18 protein-coding genes are annotated in these 18,905 nt (G+C 74.4%); 5 read left to right on the top strand and 13 right to left on the bottom strand.

Features of this window, described 5'->3' with window-relative positions; translation table 11 throughout:
* The first annotated feature begins 217 nt into the window (after positions 1–217).
* Positions 218–475 carry a hypothetical protein gene (locus Sdagh_RS01970; RefSeq protein WP_189418758.1) on the top strand — a complete coding sequence of 86 codons (258 nt, stop codon included), beginning with the start codon at positions 218–220 and terminating at the stop codon, positions 473–475.
* A 30-nt stretch (positions 476–505) separates the two neighbouring features.
* Here the strand turns inward: Sdagh_RS01970 and Sdagh_RS01965 are convergent, their stop codons facing one another.
* From Sdagh_RS01965 to infC, 10 genes are all read right to left on the bottom strand, one after another.
* Positions 506–1,051, bottom strand: a complete 546-nt coding sequence (locus tag Sdagh_RS01965) for an NUDIX domain-containing protein (RefSeq protein ID WP_190009772.1) — start codon at positions 1,049–1,051, stop codon at positions 506–508.
* 224 nt (positions 1,052–1,275) lie between these two features.
* Complete coding sequence (locus Sdagh_RS01960) at positions 1,276–2,616, bottom strand: NsdA family TPR-like regulatory protein (protein ID WP_189418754.1); 1,341 nt, start codon at positions 2,614–2,616, stop codon at positions 1,276–1,278.
* A 252-nt stretch (positions 2,617–2,868) separates the two neighbouring features.
* A complete protein-coding gene (locus tag Sdagh_RS01955; RefSeq protein ID WP_190009770.1) occupies positions 2,869–3,885 on the bottom strand; it encodes a PP2C family protein-serine/threonine phosphatase in 1,017 nt (338 codons plus the stop codon).
* Between the two features lie 157 nt (positions 3,886–4,042).
* Positions 4,043–6,556 carry a phenylalanine--tRNA ligase subunit beta gene (gene pheT / locus Sdagh_RS01950; RefSeq protein WP_190077578.1) on the bottom strand — a complete coding sequence of 838 codons (2,514 nt, stop codon included), beginning with the start codon at positions 6,554–6,556 and terminating at the stop codon, positions 4,043–4,045.
* On the bottom strand, positions 6,556–7,677 hold the full coding sequence (pheS, locus tag Sdagh_RS01945; protein WP_189418747.1) for a phenylalanine--tRNA ligase subunit alpha: 1,122 nt from the start codon (positions 7,675–7,677) through the stop codon (positions 6,556–6,558). The genes pheT and pheS overlap by 1 nt, the downstream gene beginning before the upstream one ends.
* A gap of 164 nt (positions 7,678–7,841) precedes the next feature.
* Complete coding sequence (locus tag Sdagh_RS01940) at positions 7,842–8,984, bottom strand: sensor histidine kinase (RefSeq protein WP_189418745.1); 1,143 nt, start codon at positions 8,982–8,984, stop codon at positions 7,842–7,844.
* Between the two features lie 50 nt (positions 8,985–9,034).
* Positions 9,035–9,880: a TrmH family RNA methyltransferase gene (locus Sdagh_RS01935; RefSeq protein WP_189418743.1), complete on the bottom strand. Its 846-nt coding sequence runs from the start codon at positions 9,878–9,880 to the stop codon at positions 9,035–9,037.
* A 143-nt stretch (positions 9,881–10,023) separates the two neighbouring features.
* Positions 10,024–10,407 carry a 50S ribosomal protein L20 gene (rplT, locus tag Sdagh_RS01930; protein ID WP_055492778.1) on the bottom strand — a complete coding sequence of 128 codons (384 nt, stop codon included), beginning with the start codon at positions 10,405–10,407 and terminating at the stop codon, positions 10,024–10,026.
* 101 nt (positions 10,408–10,508) lie between these two features.
* Complete coding sequence (rpmI, locus tag Sdagh_RS01925; protein WP_003977225.1) at positions 10,509–10,703, bottom strand: 50S ribosomal protein L35; 195 nt, start codon at positions 10,701–10,703, stop codon at positions 10,509–10,511.
* Between the two features lie 112 nt (positions 10,704–10,815).
* Positions 10,816–11,481 carry a translation initiation factor IF-3 gene (gene infC / locus Sdagh_RS01920; RefSeq protein WP_189419120.1) on the bottom strand — a complete coding sequence of 222 codons (666 nt, stop codon included), beginning with the start codon at positions 11,479–11,481 and terminating at the stop codon, positions 10,816–10,818.
* Between the two features lie 386 nt (positions 11,482–11,867).
* Here infC and Sdagh_RS01915 point away from each other — a divergent pair, with 386 nt between their 5' ends.
* The gene (locus Sdagh_RS01915; RefSeq protein ID WP_189418741.1) at positions 11,868–12,233 is read left to right on the top strand and encodes a DUF1844 domain-containing protein; all 366 of its coding nucleotides are present in this window, start codon (positions 11,868–11,870) and stop codon (positions 12,231–12,233) included.
* 93 nt (positions 12,234–12,326) lie between these two features.
* Here Sdagh_RS01915 and Sdagh_RS01910 read toward each other — a convergent pair whose 3' ends face one another.
* Positions 12,327–13,055: an SseB family protein gene (locus Sdagh_RS01910; protein WP_190077579.1), complete on the bottom strand. Its 729-nt coding sequence runs from the start codon at positions 13,053–13,055 to the stop codon at positions 12,327–12,329.
* Positions 13,056–13,250: 195 nt separating this feature from the next.
* Between Sdagh_RS01910 and Sdagh_RS01905 the strand changes: the two genes are divergently transcribed.
* Both Sdagh_RS01905 and Sdagh_RS01900 read left to right on the top strand, forming a co-directional pair.
* Complete coding sequence (locus tag Sdagh_RS01905) at positions 13,251–13,595, top strand: hypothetical protein (protein ID WP_189418737.1); 345 nt, start codon at positions 13,251–13,253, stop codon at positions 13,593–13,595.
* A gap of 45 nt (positions 13,596–13,640) precedes the next feature.
* Complete coding sequence (locus Sdagh_RS01900) at positions 13,641–14,612, top strand: serine hydrolase (protein WP_189418735.1); 972 nt, start codon at positions 13,641–13,643, stop codon at positions 14,610–14,612.
* Here the strand turns inward: Sdagh_RS01900 and mycP are convergent.
* Both mycP and Sdagh_RS01890 read right to left on the bottom strand, forming a co-directional pair.
* Complete coding sequence (gene mycP / locus Sdagh_RS01895; protein ID WP_189418733.1) at positions 14,597–15,775, bottom strand: type VII secretion-associated serine protease mycosin; 1,179 nt, start codon at positions 15,773–15,775, stop codon at positions 14,597–14,599. The two genes, Sdagh_RS01900 and mycP, sit on opposite strands and share 16 nt — an antisense overlap.
* Complete coding sequence (locus tag Sdagh_RS01890; RefSeq protein ID WP_226534427.1) at positions 15,772–16,752, bottom strand: hypothetical protein; 981 nt, start codon at positions 16,750–16,752, stop codon at positions 15,772–15,774. Before Sdagh_RS01890 ends, mycP begins: the two co-directional genes overlap by 4 nt.
* Before the next feature lie 949 nt (positions 16,753–17,701).
* Here Sdagh_RS01890 and Sdagh_RS01885 point away from each other — a divergent pair.
* Positions 17,702–18,904 carry an amino acid deaminase/aldolase gene (locus Sdagh_RS01885; protein ID WP_189419118.1) on the top strand — a complete coding sequence of 401 codons (1,203 nt, stop codon included), beginning with the start codon at positions 17,702–17,704 and terminating at the stop codon, positions 18,902–18,904.
* The last annotated feature ends 1 nt before the right edge of the window (position 18,905 follow it).

Genomic DNA, 18,905 nt, shown 5'->3' with positions numbered 1-18,905 from the left:
CCGGGGCGCGGCCCCGGGGCCCCGGCGGGGCCGTCCGTGCACGGACCCGGCACCTGACGCGGGTGCCGGGTCCGCGGTGTTCACACGGCGTGTGCGGGGCGGGCTCGCATATGCCCCGCGCACACGCTCCCCTCCCGTCCACCAGGCGGGTTGACTCGTCATGCGCATGCAAACGGATGAGGTGCGCGTCCCTACGAGCACGGAAAGGAGCGGACTCGTGACCGCCGATTCCGAGCAGCCCGTCGTGAACGGTGAACTGGCCGACCTGCGGCGCCGGCTCGACGTCGCCTACGCCCGCGTCGAGGGCGGACTGACGCTGCTCAACCATCGCACCGAGGAGGCCGCCAAGACGGTGGACGACCTCGGCGCCCGGCTCACCTCCCTGGAACACGCCCGCTGGCCACTGCCCTCGATCGCCGCGATCACGGCCGTGGGCGCGCTCGTCGTCGCGGTCTGGCAGGCGTTCGGCCGCTGAGCGGGCTGGGGCCGGATGCCACAGGGGGGGTCAGGGCCGGTCGTCCTGCCCGAGCCTGAGGTGGTGCAGCAGGAGTAACGCGGCCGCCATGTTGGCGGCCGGCACCTCCCCGCGCGCGACCATGTCGGGGACCAGTTTGAGCGGCACCCACTCCCGGCGGTCGGACTCGAAGTCGTCCACCGGGTGTCCGACGTACTCACCCTCCTCGGCCCAGTAGACGTGGTGCCGGGCGTCGGTGAGGCCGTTGGACGGCTCCACGCTCATCAGGTGCCGCAGGGCTCCCGGCCGCCAGCCGGTCTCCTCCTCCAGTTCCCGGGCCGCCGCCGCCGCGAGGTCCTCGCCGTCCTCGACGACGCCGGCCGCGAGTTCCCAGCCCCAGCTGTCGGTGATGAAGCGGTGCCGCCAGAGCAGGAGCACCTCGTTGGCCTCGTTGACGACCGTGGCGACGGCCACCGGGCGCATCCGTATGAGGAAGTGGTCCAGGTGCCGGCCGTCCGGGAGTTCGACGTCCGCCAGGTTGACGCTGAACCAGCGATTTGAGTACACCATCTGTTCGTACTGTTTCGACCACTGCACGGTTATGCCACCTTTCGTTGAGTAGGTGGCAATATCGCAGCCGTCTCTGTCCGGCAGCAGGCGCACGGCGGGCCGCGCGCGGGGCGGCGGCGGGCGCTGGGCACCGCCCGGGGACGCACCAGGGGCACCAGGGACGTGGACGGGGCACAGGGGTCACAGCAGTACGCGGCGGTACGCGGCGGTACGCGGCGGTACGCGGCGGTACGCGGCGGTACGCGGAAGGATCACAGGGGCACGCGTAGCGCTCCGTCGATCAGTTCGGCCGCCTCGGCGGTGCCCGCGCAGCCGCTGCGGACGAGGTGCTCGCGCACCGCGCGGAGTCTGTCCCGCAGCCGCTGGGACTCCATGCCCCGGGCCTGTTCGGTCATCTGCACCGCCGTCACCACGGCCTTGTCCGCGTGGCCCTGCCGCAGTTCGATGGTGCTGAGCATGGCCAGCCGGTGCACCCGGCCGCGGTCGTGCGCGGGGGTGTCGACGGCCGCGGCGGCGTGCTCGGCGGCGGCGGCCACCTCACCGAGGCTGAGGAGCGCCTCGGCCACCTGCACGTTGACCAGCCCCGGCTGCACATAGCCCGTCTCGTCGGGTTCGTGGCCGCGCCGGATGCGGTCGGCGGCCCGCTCGGCGCGGCGGATGCAGGACAGGGCGCTGGTGCCGTCGCCGAGATGGGCGTAGGCCTTCGCCTGCATCGCGTACAGGTCGGAGGCGAGGGCCGGGGTGATGTGCCGGCCGGCGGCGCGCAGCGCGGCCTCGGCGAAGGCCACGGCCTGGCGGTACTCGCGCAGGTGGAGCGCCTGGTTGACGAGGAGGGCGATGATGTACGCGCCCAGGCCCCGGTCGCCGCTGGCCTTGGCGAGCCGGAGCGCCTGGTGGAAGTAGCGCTGGGCCAGGCCGTGCGCGTCGGAGTCGTAGGCGCAGATCCCGGCGACCGCGACCAGGCCGCCGGTGGCGCGGTGCAGTTGGCGGCCGGTGGCGTCGGTGTAGCTGCCGCGCAGCAGCGGGGCGGCCTCGGCGTTGAGGAAGCCGACGATCCGGGCGCGGGTCGCCACGCCGCCGGCCTTGCGGTACAGCTGCTCGTAGTGGGCGCGGGCGCTGCGCAGCATCTCCAGGTCGGCCGGGGTGACCGGGTGCCGGCCGCCGCGGGAGACGTCCACGTCCTCGGGCGGGTTCTCCCACTCCCACACCGGCATCACGGCGGGGGTGCCGGTGAGCGCGGGGGCGCCCAGGAGGTGTGCGCGCTGCTGCTGGTCCGAGCGCCACAGGGCGGTGGCCCGCTCGACGAACCCGGAGAGGGAGCCGGTGTGCGCGGTGGCCGGCTCGCCGGGCACGCCGAGGCCGATGTCGTCGAGGGTGACGGGCCGGCGCAGCCGGACCGCGAGCACCTCGCAGATCAGGTCGGGCACCTGGCCGCGCGGACGCTGCCCCTTGAGCCATCGCGCGACGGCGGTGTGTTCGTAGCGGAGCGCGAGGCCGCGGCTCCGGCCGGCCTGGTTGACGTGGGCGGCCAGCCCGGCGTGCGAGATGCCCGCCTCGTCAAGGATCGCGTCGAGCAGGGTGTTGGGCTGCACGGGCTGCCTCCCGGTGGCTCGGTGCCGTAGAGAGTAGTGGGTGTGTCTTCACACGGGGTGTGAACGGAGTACGCGTATCCGTAGCGTGTGCGCGCTGTCGCGGAGCGTGTCGATTCGCTTGACTGAGGTGCCTCCTCATGGAGGCCGGTCGGGTCGCCGGGCTCCCCCTCGTACAGTGCGGCGGCCCGGTGCCGCGCCGTCCGCCCCACCGTCTGCCCGACGCTCCGTGGCGGGGCGGACGGCTCAGCCGGCTCACGGGAGCGAGTCGGCGCCCTGGGCCAGGGCGACGGTGTCCGGCCCGGTGCGGGCGCCGTCGTGGTGCAGCATCAGCAGGGCGACGTCGTCGGCCGGGAAGCCGTCGCTGTGATGGAGGAGCGCGGTGAGGACGCGCCGCAGGACCCGCCGCGGGCACAGCGGATCTTCGCGCGCGGCGTCGGCGAGCGCCTCCCGCAGCGGGAAGAAGCTCCCGCGGGCGTCCCGGGCGTCCTCGGCGCCGTCGGTGTGCAGCAGCAGCGCCTGGCCGGGCAGCAGCCGCCCGTGCCGCTCGACCGGCAGATCGTCGGGGAGCGGGAAGAGACCGAGCGGGGGCAGCGGCTCGGACCGCGCCAGGGGCTCGGCCTCGGCGCCGGTGATCAGATACGGCCAGGGGTGGCCGCAGTTCACCGCCCTGATCTCGCCGTCCGCGCGGATCTCCAGCAGCAGTACGGTGACGAACTCCTCGTCCGCCGTGGCGTCGCGGGTCCGGGCGCGCACCTGCCGGGCGAGGGCGCGCTCCAGGCGGCGCAGCACCTCCGCGAGGTCCTTCCCGTCGTGCACCGCCTCGCGGAAGCTGTTGAGGACGGCGGCCGCGGTCCCGACGGCGGCGAGTCCGTGGCCCCGGGCGTCGCCCATCAGCACCCGGACCCCGTGCTCGGTGCCGACCGCCTCGTACACGTCGCCGCCGATGGTGGCACCGGGATCGGCGGAGAGCCGGGCGGCGGCGACGCTCAGTCCGTCGACGCGCGGCGGCAGCGGGGGCAGCAGGGCGCTCTGCGCGACGCACGCGATCCGCCGGGCCTGCCGCAGCTCCCGCAGCAGGGACCGCCGGACGTGCAGGACGATGCCGGTGCCGACGGCGAAGAAGACGGCACCGGAGACCATCCGCTGGCCCAGCCCGTCCTGCTGGGCCAGCGGGCAGGTCAGTTTGTACGTGAGGGCACTGGCGCCCCAGGCGGTGGGCAGCCCCAGCGCGCGCACCCCGCGGGGCAGCCCAGCCTTGATACGGATCATGCCGTGGCCCCCCAGTCAGGCCCAGACAGCGCGGACCGGCCCCGAAGGACCGGTCCGATTCTGTCGACGGCATGACCGAGAAGGGCCATATCATCCGGCATCGTCACCCATATGAGTGATGGAGCCGGGGTGGCCGGCTACGGGGTCCACACGGCGGTCACCCGCGCAGCACGGCTCCCGTCCGCTCACCGGCGAGCGCGACCGCCGCGTCCCGGGCCGCGGACGCCTCGTCGACCGTCAGCGTCCGGTCCGCCGCCCGGAACCGCAGCGCGTACGCCAGTGACTTGCGCCCCTCGCCGAGCTGCTCCGCGTTGTCGTACACGTCGAACAGGCGGAGGGACTCCAGCAGTTCGCCCGCGCCCTCGCGCAGCGCCGCCTCGACCTCGGCCGCCGGGACCGCCGCGTCGACCACGAGGGCGACGTCCTGCGTGGCGACCGGGAAGGTGGAGATGCCGGGCGCCCGCGGGGTGTCGTCCCCGGCGCGCTCCAGCACGTCGAGGTCCAGCTCCATCGCGCAGGTACGGGCGGGCAGCCCGAGCGCCTTCAGCACCCGGGGGTGCAGCTCACCGGCGTGACCGATGATCCGCTCGGTGCCGTCGGCGGTGACCGCCAGCTCGGCGCAGCGGCCCGGGTGCCAGGGACCGTACCGGCCCTTGCGGACGGTCAGTTCGGCGCCGGCCTCGCGGGCGACGGTGCGGGCGGCCTCGACGGCGTCGGCCCAGTCGGCCGGACGGCCCTTGCCCCACCAGCCGGCCTGCTCGCGGGCGCCCGCGAGGACGACGGCGACGTGCCGGGGCTGGTCGGGCAGCGCGGCGTTCAGCGCGGCGAGGTCCTCGTCGCTGGGGCGCCGGTCCACCGGGAGCCGTACGGCGGCCCGCTGCTCCTCGCGGGGCAGGAAGACCAGGCCGGTCTCGAACAGGGCGAGGTCGTGGCTGCCCCGGCCGTCGTTGCGGCGCAGCGCGCCGAGCAGGCCCGGCAGCAGCGTGGTGCGCAGCGCCGGCTCCTCGTCGCTGAGCGGGTTGACCAGCTTCACGACGCGGCGGGCCGGGTCGTCGGCGTCCAGGCCGAGCTGGTCGAAGACCTTCTCGCCGAGGAAGGGGTAGTTCAGCGCCTCGACATACCCGGCGCCCGCCAGCGCCCGGCCGGCCCGGCGGTGCAGCCGCTGCCGGGGGGTCAGGCCCCGCCCGGCGGGCGGCTTGGGCAGCGTGGAGGGCAGGTCCTCGTAGCCCTCCAGGCGGATGACCTCTTCGGCCAGGTCGTTCGGGTCGGTCAGGTCGGGCCGCCAGGACGGCACGGTGACCAGCAGCTCGTCCTGGCCGTACACGTCACAGCCGACCTCCTGGAGGCGGCGTACGACGGTCTCGCGGCCGTAGGTGACGCCCGCGACCTTGTCCGGGTGGTCGGCGGCGACCGTGATGGTGCGCGGCGCGTGCGGCGCGCTGATCTCGGTGACGCCGGCCTCGGCGGTGCCGCCGGCCAGCAGCACCAGCAGGTCGACGGTGCGCTGCGCGGCGGCGGCGGCGGCCTGCGGGTCGACGCCGCGCTCGAAGCGGCGGGACGCCTCGGAGGAGAGCTTGTGGCGGCGGGCGGTGCGGGCGATGGAGACGGCGTCGAAGTGGGCGGCCTCGATGACCACGTCACCGGTGGCGTTCTGGAGGTCGTCGTGGTCGGCGATCTCCGTGTCGGCGCCGCCCATGACGCCGGCGAGCCCGATGGGCCCGCGCTCGTCGGTGACGACCAGGTCCTCGGCGGTCAGCGTGCGCTCGACGCCGTCGAGGGTCTTCAGCTTCTCGCCGGGCTCGGCGCGGCGCACGCCGATGGTGCCCTGGACCAGGGTGCGGTCGTAGGCGTGCAGTGGCTGGCCCAGCTCCATCATCACGTAGTTGGTGACGTCGACGGCGAGCGAGATCGGACGGACGCCGACCTTCTGGAGCCGGCGCCGCAGCCAGATCGGGGAGCGCGCCTCGGGGCTGAGGCCGGTCACCGTGCGGGCGGTGAAGCGGTCGCAGCCGGTGGGGTCGGCGATCTTCACCGGGTAGCCGTACGCGTTCGGTCCGGGCACGTCGAGGAGGGCCGGGTCGCGCAGCGGCAGGCCGTAGGCGATGGCGGTCTCGCGGGCGACGCCGCGGATGGACAGGCAGTCGCCGCGGTTGGCGGTGACGGCGATGTCGAGCACCTCGTCGACCAGTTCCAGCAGCTCGATGGCGTCCTTGCCGACCTCGGTCTCGGGCGGCAGCACGATGATGCCGTGCGTGCCGTCGTCCCCCATGCCCAGCTCGTCGCTGGAGCAGATCATGCCGTGCGAGACCTTGCCGTAGGTCTTGCGGGCGGAGATCGAGAAGCCGCCGGGCAGGGTGGCGCCGGGGAGGACCACGACGACCTTGTCGCCGACGGCGAAGTTCCGGGCGCCGCAGACGATCTCCTGGGGCTCGCCGGTGCCGTTGGCCTGTCCGACGTCGACGGTGCAGAAGCGGATCGGCTTCTTGAAGCCCTCCAGCTCCTCGATGGTCAGCACCTGGCCGACCACCAGCGGGCCCTTGAGGTCGGCGCCGAGGCGGTCGACGGTCTCGACCTCCAGGCCGACCGAAATCAGCTTGGCCTGCACGTCACGGCCGGTCTCGGTGGCCGGCAGGTCGACGTACTCCCGCAGCCAGGAAAGCGGGACCCGCATCAGATCTCCATCCCGAACGGCCGGGTGAACCGGACGTCACCCTCGACCATGTCTCGCATGTCTTCAACGTTGTGGCGGAACATCGCCAGGCGCTCGATGCCGAAGCCGAAGGCGAAGCCGCTGTACCTCTCCGGGTCCACGCCGCAGGCGGTCAGCACGCGGGGGTTGACCATGCCGCAGCCGCCCAGCTCGATCCAGCCCTCGCTGGAGCAGGTGCGGCAGGGGCGGTCGGGGTTGCCGACGGAGGCTCCCTTGCAGACGTAGCAGACCATGTCCATCTCGGCGGACGGCTCGGTGAAGGGGAAGAAGTTCGGCCGCAGCCGGGTCTTCATCTCCGCGCCGAACAGCGACTGCACCATGTGGTCGAGGGTGCCCTTGAGGTCGGCCATGGTCAGGCCCTCGTCCACGGCGAGCAGTTCGACCTGGTGGAAGACCGGGGTGTGCGTGGCGTCCAGCTCGTCGGTGCGGTAGACGCGGCCGGGGCAGATCACGTAGACCGGCGTGCCGCGGCCGAGCAGGGAGCGGATCTGCACGGGCGAGGTGTGGGTGCGCAGGACGACCCCGGACTCGGTGCCGCCCTCGGGGCCGGCCACGAAGAAGGTGTCGGCCTCGCCGCGGGCCGGGTGGTCCGGGCCGATGTTCAGCGCGTCGAAGTTGAACCACTCGGCCTCCGCCTCGGGGCCCTCGGCGACCTCGTAGCCCATGGCCACGAAGATGTCCTCGATGCGCTCCGAGAGGGTGGTGAGCGGGTGGCGGGCGCCGGCCGGTACGCGGTCGTACGGCAGGGTGACGTCCACCGCCTCCTCGACCAGCACCCGCGCGTCGCGCTCCGCCTCCAGTTCGGCCTGGCGGGCGGCGAGGCCCTTGTTCACGGCACCGCGGGCCTGGCCGACCAGCTTCCCGGCGGCGGCCTTGGCGTGCGGGGGCAGGGCGCCGATCTCGCGGTTGGCGAGCGCCAGCGGGGAGGTGCCGCCGGTGTGGGCGACCTTCGCCTCCTGGAGCGCGTCGAGGGAGCTCGCTGCGGCGAAGGCGGCGAGCGCCTCGTCCCGCATGCGCTCGATCTCTTCCGGTTTCAACGCCTCGACCTCGACAGGGTCGTACGACTTATTCGGTGCCGACATCTCTTCCCGTGCTTCCGATTGTCCCCCAGCTACCGCTGGGAGGTGCCCCCAGGCTGGAGGTCCCCGTCCCGGCCCGGGGCCGTGTCGTCCCTTGAACGGGGACGCAAAGGTGCCAAAGGCCGAGTCTAACGGGGCGGGGATACGCGATGGCGCCCGCGGGCGGCTCAGGCGAGATAGGCCGGAGCGCTCACGGGCAAGGTGAAGCGGAACTCGGCGCCGCCCCGGGGTCCCCGGCCGACGGTGATGGTGCCGCCGTGGGCTTCCACGATGCCCTTGACGATGTAGAGCCCGAGGCCGGTGCCGCCGCGCTTGCTGCCCCGCCAGAAGCGGGTGAAGACGCGGTTCATGGACTCCTCCGGGATGCCGGGCCCCTCGTCGCTCACGGTGACCGACGTGCCGGTGTCCTCCCCTTCGCGGGGGGACGGCGCGGGTGTGATGTCGATGGTGACGGTTCCCTCGCCGTGGCGCACGGCGTTTTCGATGAGGTTGCTGAGCACCTGGTCGACCTTGTCGGGGTCGGCCCACAGGTCGGGCAGCGGCTGCGCGAGCCGGAGCAGGAACCGGTCGGCGCTCTGGCCCGCAGCGACGTACGCCTGGATGTGGCGGCCGACGGCGGCGCCGATGTCGACGGGCTGGCGGCGCAGCTCCAGGCGGCCGGAGTCGATGCGGGAGATGTCGAGGAGTTCGGCGATGAGCCGGGTGACGCGGTCGGCGTCGGCGTCGACGGTCTCCAGCATCAGCCGTTTCTGGTCGTCGGTGAACCGCTCCCACTTGGCCAGCAGGGTCGCCGTGAAGCCTTTGACCGAGGTCAGCGGGGAGCGCAGTTCATGGGCGACGGTGGCGATCAGCTCGGCGTGGCTGCGCTCGGTGCGGCGGCGGGCCTCGGTGTCGCGCAGGGTGACGACGACGCGGCTCACCGGGCCGGTGGGGTGCTCCCGTACGTACCGCGCGGAGACCAGGACCTCCCGGCCGCCGGGCAGCAGCAGGTTGCGCTCGGGCTGGCGGTTGCGGATGGCGAGGCCGCCGTAGGGGTCGGTCAGCTGCCACCAGCGGCGGCCTTCGAGGTCCTCCAGCGGGAGGGCCTTCTCCAGGGTCTCGCCGAGCACCTCGGCGGCGCGGCGGGCGGTGATGCGCTCGGCGGCCGCGTTGCAGCGGATCACCCGGCCGTGCTCGTCGGCGACGACGAGGCCGTCGGGCAGGTCGTCCGGGTCGATGCGGACGTCCGGGGCGGCCGGTTCACCGGGCCGGGGCGCGGGCGGGCACCCGGTCGGACGCGCTCCCGGTGCACTGCTCGTGCCGACACCCATTCCCGTACCCCACCTCTCCGCCACGCCGGGGTCCCGAGTGGGTCACCCTACTAGCTCTCGGTGACGGTGCGGCACCCTCCGACGGCGCGCTGTGCACGCGCCGACGCGTAGAGACATACGGCCGCGGCGGTGGCGAGGTTCAGACTCTCGGCCTTTCCGTGGATCGGGACCCGTACGACGGCGTCCGTGAGGGCGCGCGTCTCCTCCGGCAGTCCCCACGCCTCGTTGCCGAAGACCCAGGCGGTGGGCCCGCCCATGGTGCCGGCGTCGAGTTCGGCGTCGAGGTCGTCGGCGCCCGCGCCGTCGGCGGCGAGCACCCGCACGCCGGTCTCGCGCAGCCCGGCGACGGCCCGTTCGACGGGGACGCCGACGGCGACCGGAAGATGGAACAGGGAGCCCACGGAGGCCCGTACGGCCTTGGGGTTGTACAGGTCGACGGAGGCGTCGGTGAGGACGACGGCCTCGGCGCCGGCGGCGTCGGCGCAGCGCAGCACGGTGCCGGCGTTGCCGGGGTCGCGGACGTGGGCGAGGACGGCGACCAGTTTCGGCCGGGCGGCGAGGATGTCGTCGAACGGGGTGTCCACGAACCGGCAGACCCCGACCAGGCCCTGCGGGGTGACGGTGGTGGAGATGTCGGCGATCACCTGCTCGTCGGCGAGGTGCACCCGGGCGCCGGCGGACCGGGCCTCACCGACGATGCCGGCGTACCGCTCGGCCGCCTCCACGGTGGCGAACAGCTCGACCAGGGTCTCCCCGAACCCCGCCGCCTCCCGCACGGCCTGCGGCCCCTCAGCGAGGAACAGCCGCTCCTTGCCCCGGAAGTTGCGCTTGGCGAGCCGCCTCGCCGCGAGAACACGGGCAGAGCGAGGAGAGATGAGCTCAGGAGCGGCAGCCATGCACCTTACCTTCGGGAGGAATACCTAGGGGCGCGGGGAACCGCGCGAACAGCCACGACGGCCCCGCAGATCACACAGCACAGGACCCGCAGACCGAAGCCTGCGGGCCCCTACAGTCACGTCGGCCTAGAGCCGGCGCAGCGTCACGCGGCCTTGGGCGCGTTGACGTCCGCCGGCAGCGCCTTCTGCGCCACCTCGACGAGCGCGGCGAACGCACCCGCGTCGTTGACGGCCAGCTCCGCGAGGATCTTGCGGTCCACCTCGACGTTGGCGGCCTTCAGACCCTGGATGAAGCGGTTGTACGTGATGCCGTTGGCGCGGGCAGCGGCGTTGATGCGCTGGATCCACAGCTGACGGAAGTCGCCCTTGCGCTTCTTGCGGTCGTTGTAGTTGTAGACCAGCGAGTGGGTGACCTGCTCCTTGGCCTTGCGGTACAGGCGCGAGCGCTGACCGCGGTAGCCGGAGGCCTGCTCGAGGATCGCCCGGCGCTTCTTGTGGGCGTTGACTGCCCGCTTGACGCGTGCCACTTGTTTAACTCCTTGTAGCGGGGCCGCGGTGATCCTCACGCGGCCCGGTGTCGAATGGGTCCCGGTCCTGACGTACGGCGCTCAGCGGGAGCGCCGGGGCGTCACTTGCCGAGAAGCTTCTTGATCTTCGCGGCGTCGCCGGGGGCCATCTCGGCGTTGCCGGTGAGGCGACGCGTCACACGGGACGACTTGTGCTCGAGCAGGTGGCGCTTGCCGGCGCGCTCGCGGAGCACCTTGCCGGAGCCGGTGATCTTGAAGCGCTTGCTGGCACCGCTGTGCGACTTGTTCTTCGGCATAGCGCCGTTCTCTCCTCGTGGGTGGCGCTCCGATGCCCGGTCGTGGGAACCGGGCACGGTGGAGCGTCGCTCTTGTATCGGTTATGTCCTCGGGGGCTCGCGCCCCCCGGGATCACGCCTCGGCGGACGCCTCGGCCGGAGCCTCGGACGGGGCTTCGGCGTTGGCTGCCTCAGGGTCCGCGGCGTTCATCGAACGGCCGGGGTTGGCCTTCGCTTCCGCCTTGCGGGCTTCCTGTGCCTGGCGAGCCTCGGCCATCGCCTCGGTCTTCTTCTTGTGCGGACCGAGGACCATGATCATGTTGCGGCCGTCCTGCTTCGGGTTCGACTCCACGAACCCGAGGTCGGCCACGTCCTCAGCGAGCCGCTGCAGCAGTCGGTAGCCCAGCTCGGGCCGGGACTGCTCGCGACCACGGAACATGATCGTGATCTTGACCTTGTCGCCCTGCTTGAGGAACCGGACGACGTGACCCTTCTTGGTGTCATAGTCGTGCGGGTCGATCTTCGGCCGGAGCTTCATCTCCTTGATGACCGTGTGCGCCTGGTTCTTGCGCGCCTCACGGGCCTTCATGGCCGACTCGTACTTGAACTTCCCGTAGTCCATGAGCTTGCACACGGGCGGACGGGCGTTCGCCGCGACCTCGACGAGGTCGAGGTCGTACTCCTGCGCAAGCTCCAGGGCCTTGGCAAGCGGGACAATCCCGACCTGCTCGCCGCTGGGACCGACAAGTCGCACCTCGGGAACGCGAATCCGGTCGTTGATGCGGGGCTCGGCGCTGATGGATCCTCCTCGGTAGCACCACGCGACCGTCTGGCGGACAGCCGCGTTACGTCTGTGTTCGATAGACCTAACCGCGCCGACGCATGAAAAATGCCCCGGACGATCACAGGCGGGGCTCCTCGAACTGCTACCGGAGCACCGTCGCGATGATCGCGGGGCGCGCTTTCGGGCTGGTCACCGTCGTAGGACGGAACCGCCTGACCGGTGACCCGCCGCCCCGGGGGACGGTCAGGTGGGAGTTCGATGGCCTCCACTTGCAGTCGGTCGCGGTGCCGCGAGGCACACGTGTCCGACCGGTCGTTACACAAGGTTAGCAGCTCCGGCGCGGGACGTGCCAACCGAGACCGCCTGGGGGCCGGGTCCGCGCTGCGCCTATCGTGTCCGGCATGAGTGAGACCCCTCCCCAGTCCCCCGAGTCACCCGACTTCGACGCCATGACCCGCGACATCGCCGAGGTTCCCGCGGTCGAGGTGATCGTGACCGTCGCCGTCAACCTGATGAGCGCCGCGGCGGTGAAGCTCGGGCTGACGGAGGACGGCGACGCCCACAAGGACCTGGACGAGGCCCGCAAGCTGGTGCACGCGCTGGCCGGTCTGCTGGACGCGAGCGCCACGGAGATCAGCTCCTTCCACGCCGCCCCGCTGCGCGACGGCCTGAAGTCGCTCCAGCTCGCCTTCCGCGAGGCGTCCCTGGTCCCGGACGACCCGGGCCAGGGGCCGGGCGAGAAGTACACGGGCGCCGTCTACGGCTGACCCGTCACCGTCTCCCGTCGCTGACCCATCACCGTCTCCCGTCGCTGACCCGTCACCTTCTCTCGTCCACGTCAGCGCGCGTACAAGGGCACGTCAGCGCACGTACAAGGGCTCGCCCGGCGGCGTCGCCCCGGCCGGCAGCAGTGCCAGGTCGAGGCCGCGCACCAGGCGGGCCCGCAGTGTCTCGTCGGCCGCCAGGCGCCCCGCGACGGCCCGCGCGGCCCCGGCGGGCTCGGCGGCCGGGTCGAGGACCAGGGCGAGGGTGCCGTCGGCCTGCCCCGGCCCGAGGTGGGCGCGGAGCACGGCGGACTCGGCGGCCACGGCGGCGCGTACGGCGTCCAGGACGGCCGGGTCGGTGAGCGGGTCGGTGCTGGTGCGGCCCTCGGCGAGGGCGAGCAGGGCGGGACCGGTCAGCTCGAACGGCACCGGGCCGGCCAGGTCCAGGACGACGGTGTCCGCCCGTTCGTGCGCGGCGGCCCGGAGCGCCTGGTGCAGGGGGACGGCGACGGGGCGGGCGGCCGGGTCCCAGCGGGCGAGGGAGTCGGTGGAGGTGAAGGCGGGCAGCGCGGTCCGCTCGCCGGCCTTCAGGGTCGGTACGGCCATGTCGCTGGTCTTCTCGCGGCGCAGCCCGTTCTCGTCCTCCTCGGCCTCGCCGAGGACGGCCACCACCGGGACGAGCAGCCGGGCGCCCCTGAGCGCTTCGAGGACCGGCGCGAGGGCGGTGCGGTCCTCGGCCCAGGCGGCGAGCGCGGCGCTCAGCCGGGGGTCGGCGGAGCCGTCGTCGTCGGAGTAGCCGGGGTCGGGAATGTTCTTGTTCGCCACGGTCACCGACCCTAGTCCAGGGCGCTTGCGGCTCCTCGCGGACCCCGCGCGGTGGAACCGGAGGCGCGGGTGCCGGCGTCGGGACGACCATGGACGATCATCCGGGCGGTCCGGTCGTGGCCGAGGGGCCGCGCGTCAGCGGCCGGCGTCCGTGGCCCGTGTCCGGTTCCGGTCTCCTGGCCGGCGAGGACCGCGATGCGCCGCTCGTGGGCGCTGACCCGAGCGGCGCGGGCGCGCACCACCGGGATCTGTCCGCTGGGCACGGCCGTGGTCACCGTCGCGTTCCTGGCCTCCGAGCGGCTCGGGACGTACGCGGCGCACGGAGCGGGACTGCTCATGCCGGCCGCCACCGACGACAACGTGTGGGTCGCCGGCGTCGTCGTCCGCGTCACCCCGGTCGCGGTGGCGCTCGTGCCGCTGCCCCTGGTGCCGGCGCCCGCGGGGGTGGTGCTCGCGTGTCCGCGCGAGCGGCTCGCCGCCCGGGTAACACCGCCGTCACAGCCCTCAGGGAGTTCTCAGCGTTCCCTGACCGACATTTAACGGCTGTCATACGGGGCGCTCAGGAGCCGCGGCGAGCATCGCGGCATGGTGTCCTTGAGATCCCGGTTGCTGTACGCCGTCCTCGCCTGTGCCGTCGTCGGCGGTGGTACGGCGGCGGGGACCGTGTACCTGAACGAGCGGGCGGGCACGGCCGTCGCCGTGGCCCCGCTCACCACGGAGGGGGAGACAGTGCCGCGGCCCTCGGCGGAGCCTTCGGCGGAACCGGCCGCGGACCATGACGCGCTGCTCTCCGAGGCCATGGCGGCGGTCGCGGCCAGGAAGGACGGCGCGGACCTGTCGGTGGCGGTGCTCGACCCGGAGACCGGGGAGAGCGCCGGGTACGGCGACGGCGCCTTCGCCACCGCGAGCATCGTCAAGGTCGACATCCTGGCGGCGCTGCTGCTCCGGGCGCAGGACGAGGGGCGGTCGCTGACGGCGGCGGAACGGACGTACGCCACCGCCATGATCGAGAACAGCGACAACGCCTCCGCGACGGCGCTGTGGCGGACGATCGGGCGGGCCGGCGGGCTGGACGCCGCCAACGCGCGGTTCGGGCTCACGGCCACCGAGGGCGGGGACGGCGACCTGTGGGGGCTGACCGAGACCACGGCGGCCGATCAACTGGCCCTGCTCCGGCAGGTGTTCGAGGAGGACGGCTCGGAGCTGACGGTGGCGTCGCGGACGTATCTCCAGGGGCTGATGGAGCACATAGCGGACGGTCAGGACTGGGGGGTCTCGGCGGCCGGTTCGCCGGCCGCGCTGAAGAACGGGTGGCTGCCGCGGAGCAGCACCGGGCTGTGGGTGATCAACAGCATCGGGCGGGTGACGGTCGACGGGCACGCGTACCTGGTGGCGGCCCTGTCGCAGGGCAACGCCGGTCAGGCGGACGGCATCTCGCTGGTGGAGGCGGCGGCGAAGGCGGCGGTGTCCGTGTTCACCGGGACCGGTACGGACACCGGAACGGGCACGGGCACCGGGACCGGGGCCTCGTCGTCCGCCGCTCAGAAGTCGTCGTAGCGGGTGCGGCGGCCCCGCCACAGCACCACCGCGGCGACCAGCAGCACGCCGCCGGCGCCGCCCGCCAGCGGGGCCACCCAGGCGGAGGTCCCCCCGCCGGAGCGCTCGTCGTCGGGTCCGGGACCGAAGTACTCCTGCCCGTACGCCGCCGGCTTCGGGCTCTCCGTCCGCAGCCGGCCGGCCGCCTCGATCGCGGCGGCGGGGTCGATGAAGCCGTAGCCGCGGGAGTCGTCGCGCCCGTCGGCCGGGGCGTTGTCGGCGGTGTCCTCCAGGAGGCGCTTGACCTGGGCCGGGGTCAGCCCGGGGCGGGCGGCGCGGAGCAGGGCGACGGAACCGGAGACGAAGGCGGCGGCGGCGCTGGTGCCCCAGCCCTCGTAGTAGCGGTGGTCGGGGTCCGCGATGATCACGTCGACGCCGGGGGCGCTGACCGTGGCGTACCAGCGGCGGGTGGAGAAGGAGGCACGGGTGCCGTAGCGGTCGACGGCGGTCGCGGCGATCACGCCCGGGTAGGCGGCCGGGTAGGAGATGTGGTCACCCTTCTCACCCCCGTTGCCGGCCGAGGCGACGACGACCACGTTCTTCCTCAGGGCGTACTGGATGGCCTCGTCCTCGGCGGGCTCCGGGTGGGCGGAGGAGGAGTCGTCGCCGAGGGAGAGGTTGATGACGTCGGCGCCGTGGTCGGCGGCCCAGCGGATGCCCTCGGCGAGGGCGCCGCCGCGGGTCTTGCGGGCCTCGGTGCGGGCCGGGTCGCCGTCCTCCAGGATGACGCGGACGGGCAGCACCTCGGCCTCGGGGGCGACGCCCATGACGCCCTCCGCGTGGCCGGCGCCGTGTCCGTGGCCGGCGATGATCCCGGCCATGGCGGTGCCGTGCCGTGCCCAGTACGCGTCGCCCTCCCCGGCACCGAAGCCGACGAGGTCCTTGCCGGGCAGGACGTTGCCCGCGAGGTCCGGGTGGTCGGCCTCGACACCGGTGTCCAGGACGGCGACGGTGACACCCGCCCCCTTGGTGGTCCGCCACACCTGCTCCAGGCCGAGGGCGTCGAGGGCCCACTGCTTGGCCCGTATGCCGTCGGCGTGCGCGGCGGTGGAGGGGACGAGGGCGAGGGAGGCGGCGAGGAGCACGCCGAGGGCGGTGGTCCGGCGGCGCGGGAAGGCGTTCACGAGGGCTGCTCCGTGGCCGGTTCGGCGTTCTTGCGCAGGCGGCGTTCGACGCGGTCGGCGAGGCCCTGCGCCTCGTGGCCGAGGCCCGCCTGGGCCACGTCCGTGGTGGCGTCGGCCCGCATGGCCGCCGCCGCGGGCTGCGGGTCGCCGACCTCCCGGCCGTCCGCCCACCCGGAGACGGCGTAGACGACGACCGGGGCGTCGGTGAGGACGGAGACGGTCCAGGAGGCCCGCTGGTGAGCGCCGAAGCCGGCGGCGAGGGTGTGCTCCGCTGCGTAGGGCAGCGGCATCAGGTCGGTGCGGACGCCGAGGTCCTGCCGGGCGAACCGGTCGGCCAGCGCGGTCATGGCGGCGGCGTCGGCCTTGGTGAAGAGCAGGCCGACGGTGGTGACATGGCTGCGGGTGGCGTCGGTGTAGGTGGCGCGGAGCAGGCGGGCGCAGCCGGCCGGGGCGAGGGCCTCGCGCAGCAGCGGGTCGAAGGCGTGCGCGCAGCCGCTGTCGGGGGCGACGGCGATCCGGGTCCAGGTGCGGTCGGCGCCGCCGGGGCCGGCGCCCCGCCCGTCGACGGTGGGCGGGAACAGGTCGTCCACGGGCGCGCTGTGCCACAGCTCGCCGGCGGCGGCGAAGGTGCCGGGCCGGCCGTCGTCCCCGGGGTCGTCGGCGAGCCAGCTGCCGGTGACGGCACCGGTGAGCAGGCCGGCGCCCAGTACGAGGCAGACGGCGGCGGCGACGGCCTGGGAGCGCGTGCGCCGGCCGAGCGGTCGCGGCCGGGCCCGCTCGTCGTCGTACCCCTCGGGGTCCGCGAACGTCACGTACGGACGCTGCCCGGCACCCCACAGCGGCGCCTGGGGCGGCAGGGGCCGGGAGGGCACGGGCTCCGGCGGTACGCGGCGCAGCCGGCGGGTGGACTCGGCGGCGGACTCGGCCGGGGCGCCGGGGCGGGACGGGCCGGGTACGGCTCCCGGGGCAGGTGGCACGGGGCGGCGCAGCCGCGCCGTGGTCTCCGAGGGGCGCTCGGCGGCGGGGGCCGGGCGCTCGGGCGCGCGGGGGGCCGCGGGCGCGGACGGCGGCTGGGCCGGGCGGGGAGGGGCGGAACGCGGATCGGTCCCCGCGGAACGCGGATCGGCCCCCGCAGCACCGGGGCGGGGGCCCGCAGCACCGGGGCGGGGGCCCGCAGCACCGGAACCGGCACGAGGACCCGCCGGCCCGGCACCGGCAGGCCGGGTCCCGTCACCCGCAGGACGCGCGCCGCGCCCCACGGACGGCGGGGTGTCGGGGAAGCGGGCGGACGACGGGGGCGGCGGGGGCACCACCGGGCGGGAGGGCACCGGGCGGTCCTCCCGGGCGCCGGCCGCCTCGGGCGTCCCGCCGTTCCCGTGCGGTGCGCGCCCGGCCGGCATGGCGGCCCCGGGCCCCTCGGGCGCGGACGCGCGGGGAGCACCGGCCGGCCGGGACGGCGGAGCGGACGGAGGCTCGGGCGGCGGCACGGCTCCCGAGCGGGCCGGGGTCACCGGGGCGCCGGGGCGGGGCGAGCCCCCCGGCGGCGGGACCACGCCGGCGGCCGGCGCGGGAGCCGAGGGGGACGCCGGGCGGGGCGGGCGCGGGGGAACGGAGGCAGGTCGCGCTTCCGTGCTCATGCACCCCCCGTTTCCTCGTGCCCGCGCCGTCCTCGTCGGCGGGCCGTCTCCTGCTGCCCGGCCCGGCGCGGACACGCCCGCCCCGGGCACCTACCCGCACGACCGGACCGCCATCCCGGCACCGGACACCGGGCCGTGGCCCGGACGCCTCCGACGTGCGTGCGCGCCACTCTACGGCGTGACCCCCTACCGCGGGGAACCAGTCCGCGCGCCCGCGGCATTGGCCCGGATCGTCCCCCTACCCTGCGGTAATCGTGTCTGGCAGGCTGCCCTCATGACCGCTGCCCCGCTGTCCCCCCGCCCCGCCGACCGGGCCCGCTACGACCGGGCCACCGCCCCGTTCGACGCCCCGCTGGCGATCGTGGACCTGGAGGCGTTCGACGCCAACGCGGACGACCTGGTGCGCCGGGCCGGCGGCAAACCGGTCCGGGTCGCCAGCAAGTCCGTGCGCTGCCGCGCGCTGCTCGAACGCGTCCTGGCCCGGGAGGGTTTCGCGGGCGTCATGTCCTACACGCTGGCCGAGTCGCTGTGGCTGGCCCGCTCCGGTTTCACCGACGTGCTTCTCGCCTACCCGTCGGCCGACCGCGCCGGCTACGCCGAACTGGCCGCCGACCCCAAGCTCGCCGCCGCCGTGACCGTGCTCGTCGACGACCCCGCGCAACTGGACCTCATCGACGCCGCCCGCGCCGGGGGCGCCGAAGTGGTCCGGGTCTGCCTGGAGTTGGACACCTCCCTGAAGCTGCTCGGCGGACGGATACGGGTCGGCGCCCGCCGCTCCCCGCTGCACTCCCCCGCCGACCTCGCCGACCTGGCCCGCGCCGTGGCCCGGCGGCCCGGGTTCCGGGTGGTCGGGATCATGGCGTACGAGGGCCATGTGGCCGGTGTCGGGGACGCGGTGGCGGGGCGTCCGCTGCGGTCGCGGGCGGTGCGGCTGATGCAGGCCGCCGCGCGGCGGGAGCTGGCCGGGCGGCGGGCCGCGGCGGTGGCGGCCGTCCGGGCCGTCGTCCCGGACCTGGAGTTCGTCAACGGCGGCGGCACCGGCAGCGTGCAGCACACGGCGGCCGAGGAGGCGGTGACGGAGATAGCCGCCGGGTCGGGGTTGTACGTACCGCGGCTGTTCGACAACTACACGTCGTTCCGGGGCCGGCCGGCCGCCCTGTTCGCCCAGCCCGTCGTGCGGCGGCCCGGGGTGGGCGTGGTGACCGTGCTCGGCGGCGGCTACCCGGCGTCCGGCGCGGCCGGCGCGGACCGGTCGCCGGTGCCGTACCTGCCCGAGGGACTGCGCTACGACCCCCAGGAGGGCGCCGGCGAGGTGCAGACGCCCCTGCTCGGCCCCGCCGCCGACGACCTGCTGATCGGCGACAAGGTGTGGTTCCGGCACGCCAAGGCCGGTGAGCTGTGCGAGCGCTTCGACCGGCTGCACCTGGTGGCGGGCGACACCGTGACCGCGACCGTGCCGACGTACCGTGGCGAGGGGCACACCTTCCTGTGAG

It is taken from the genome of Streptomyces daghestanicus (assembly GCF_020521275.1).
In the GTDB taxonomy this organism is placed as follows: domain Bacteria; phylum Actinomycetota; class Actinomycetes; order Streptomycetales; family Streptomycetaceae; genus Streptomyces; species Streptomyces griseoviridis.
This window is presented reverse-complemented; position numbering and strand designations above follow the sequence as displayed.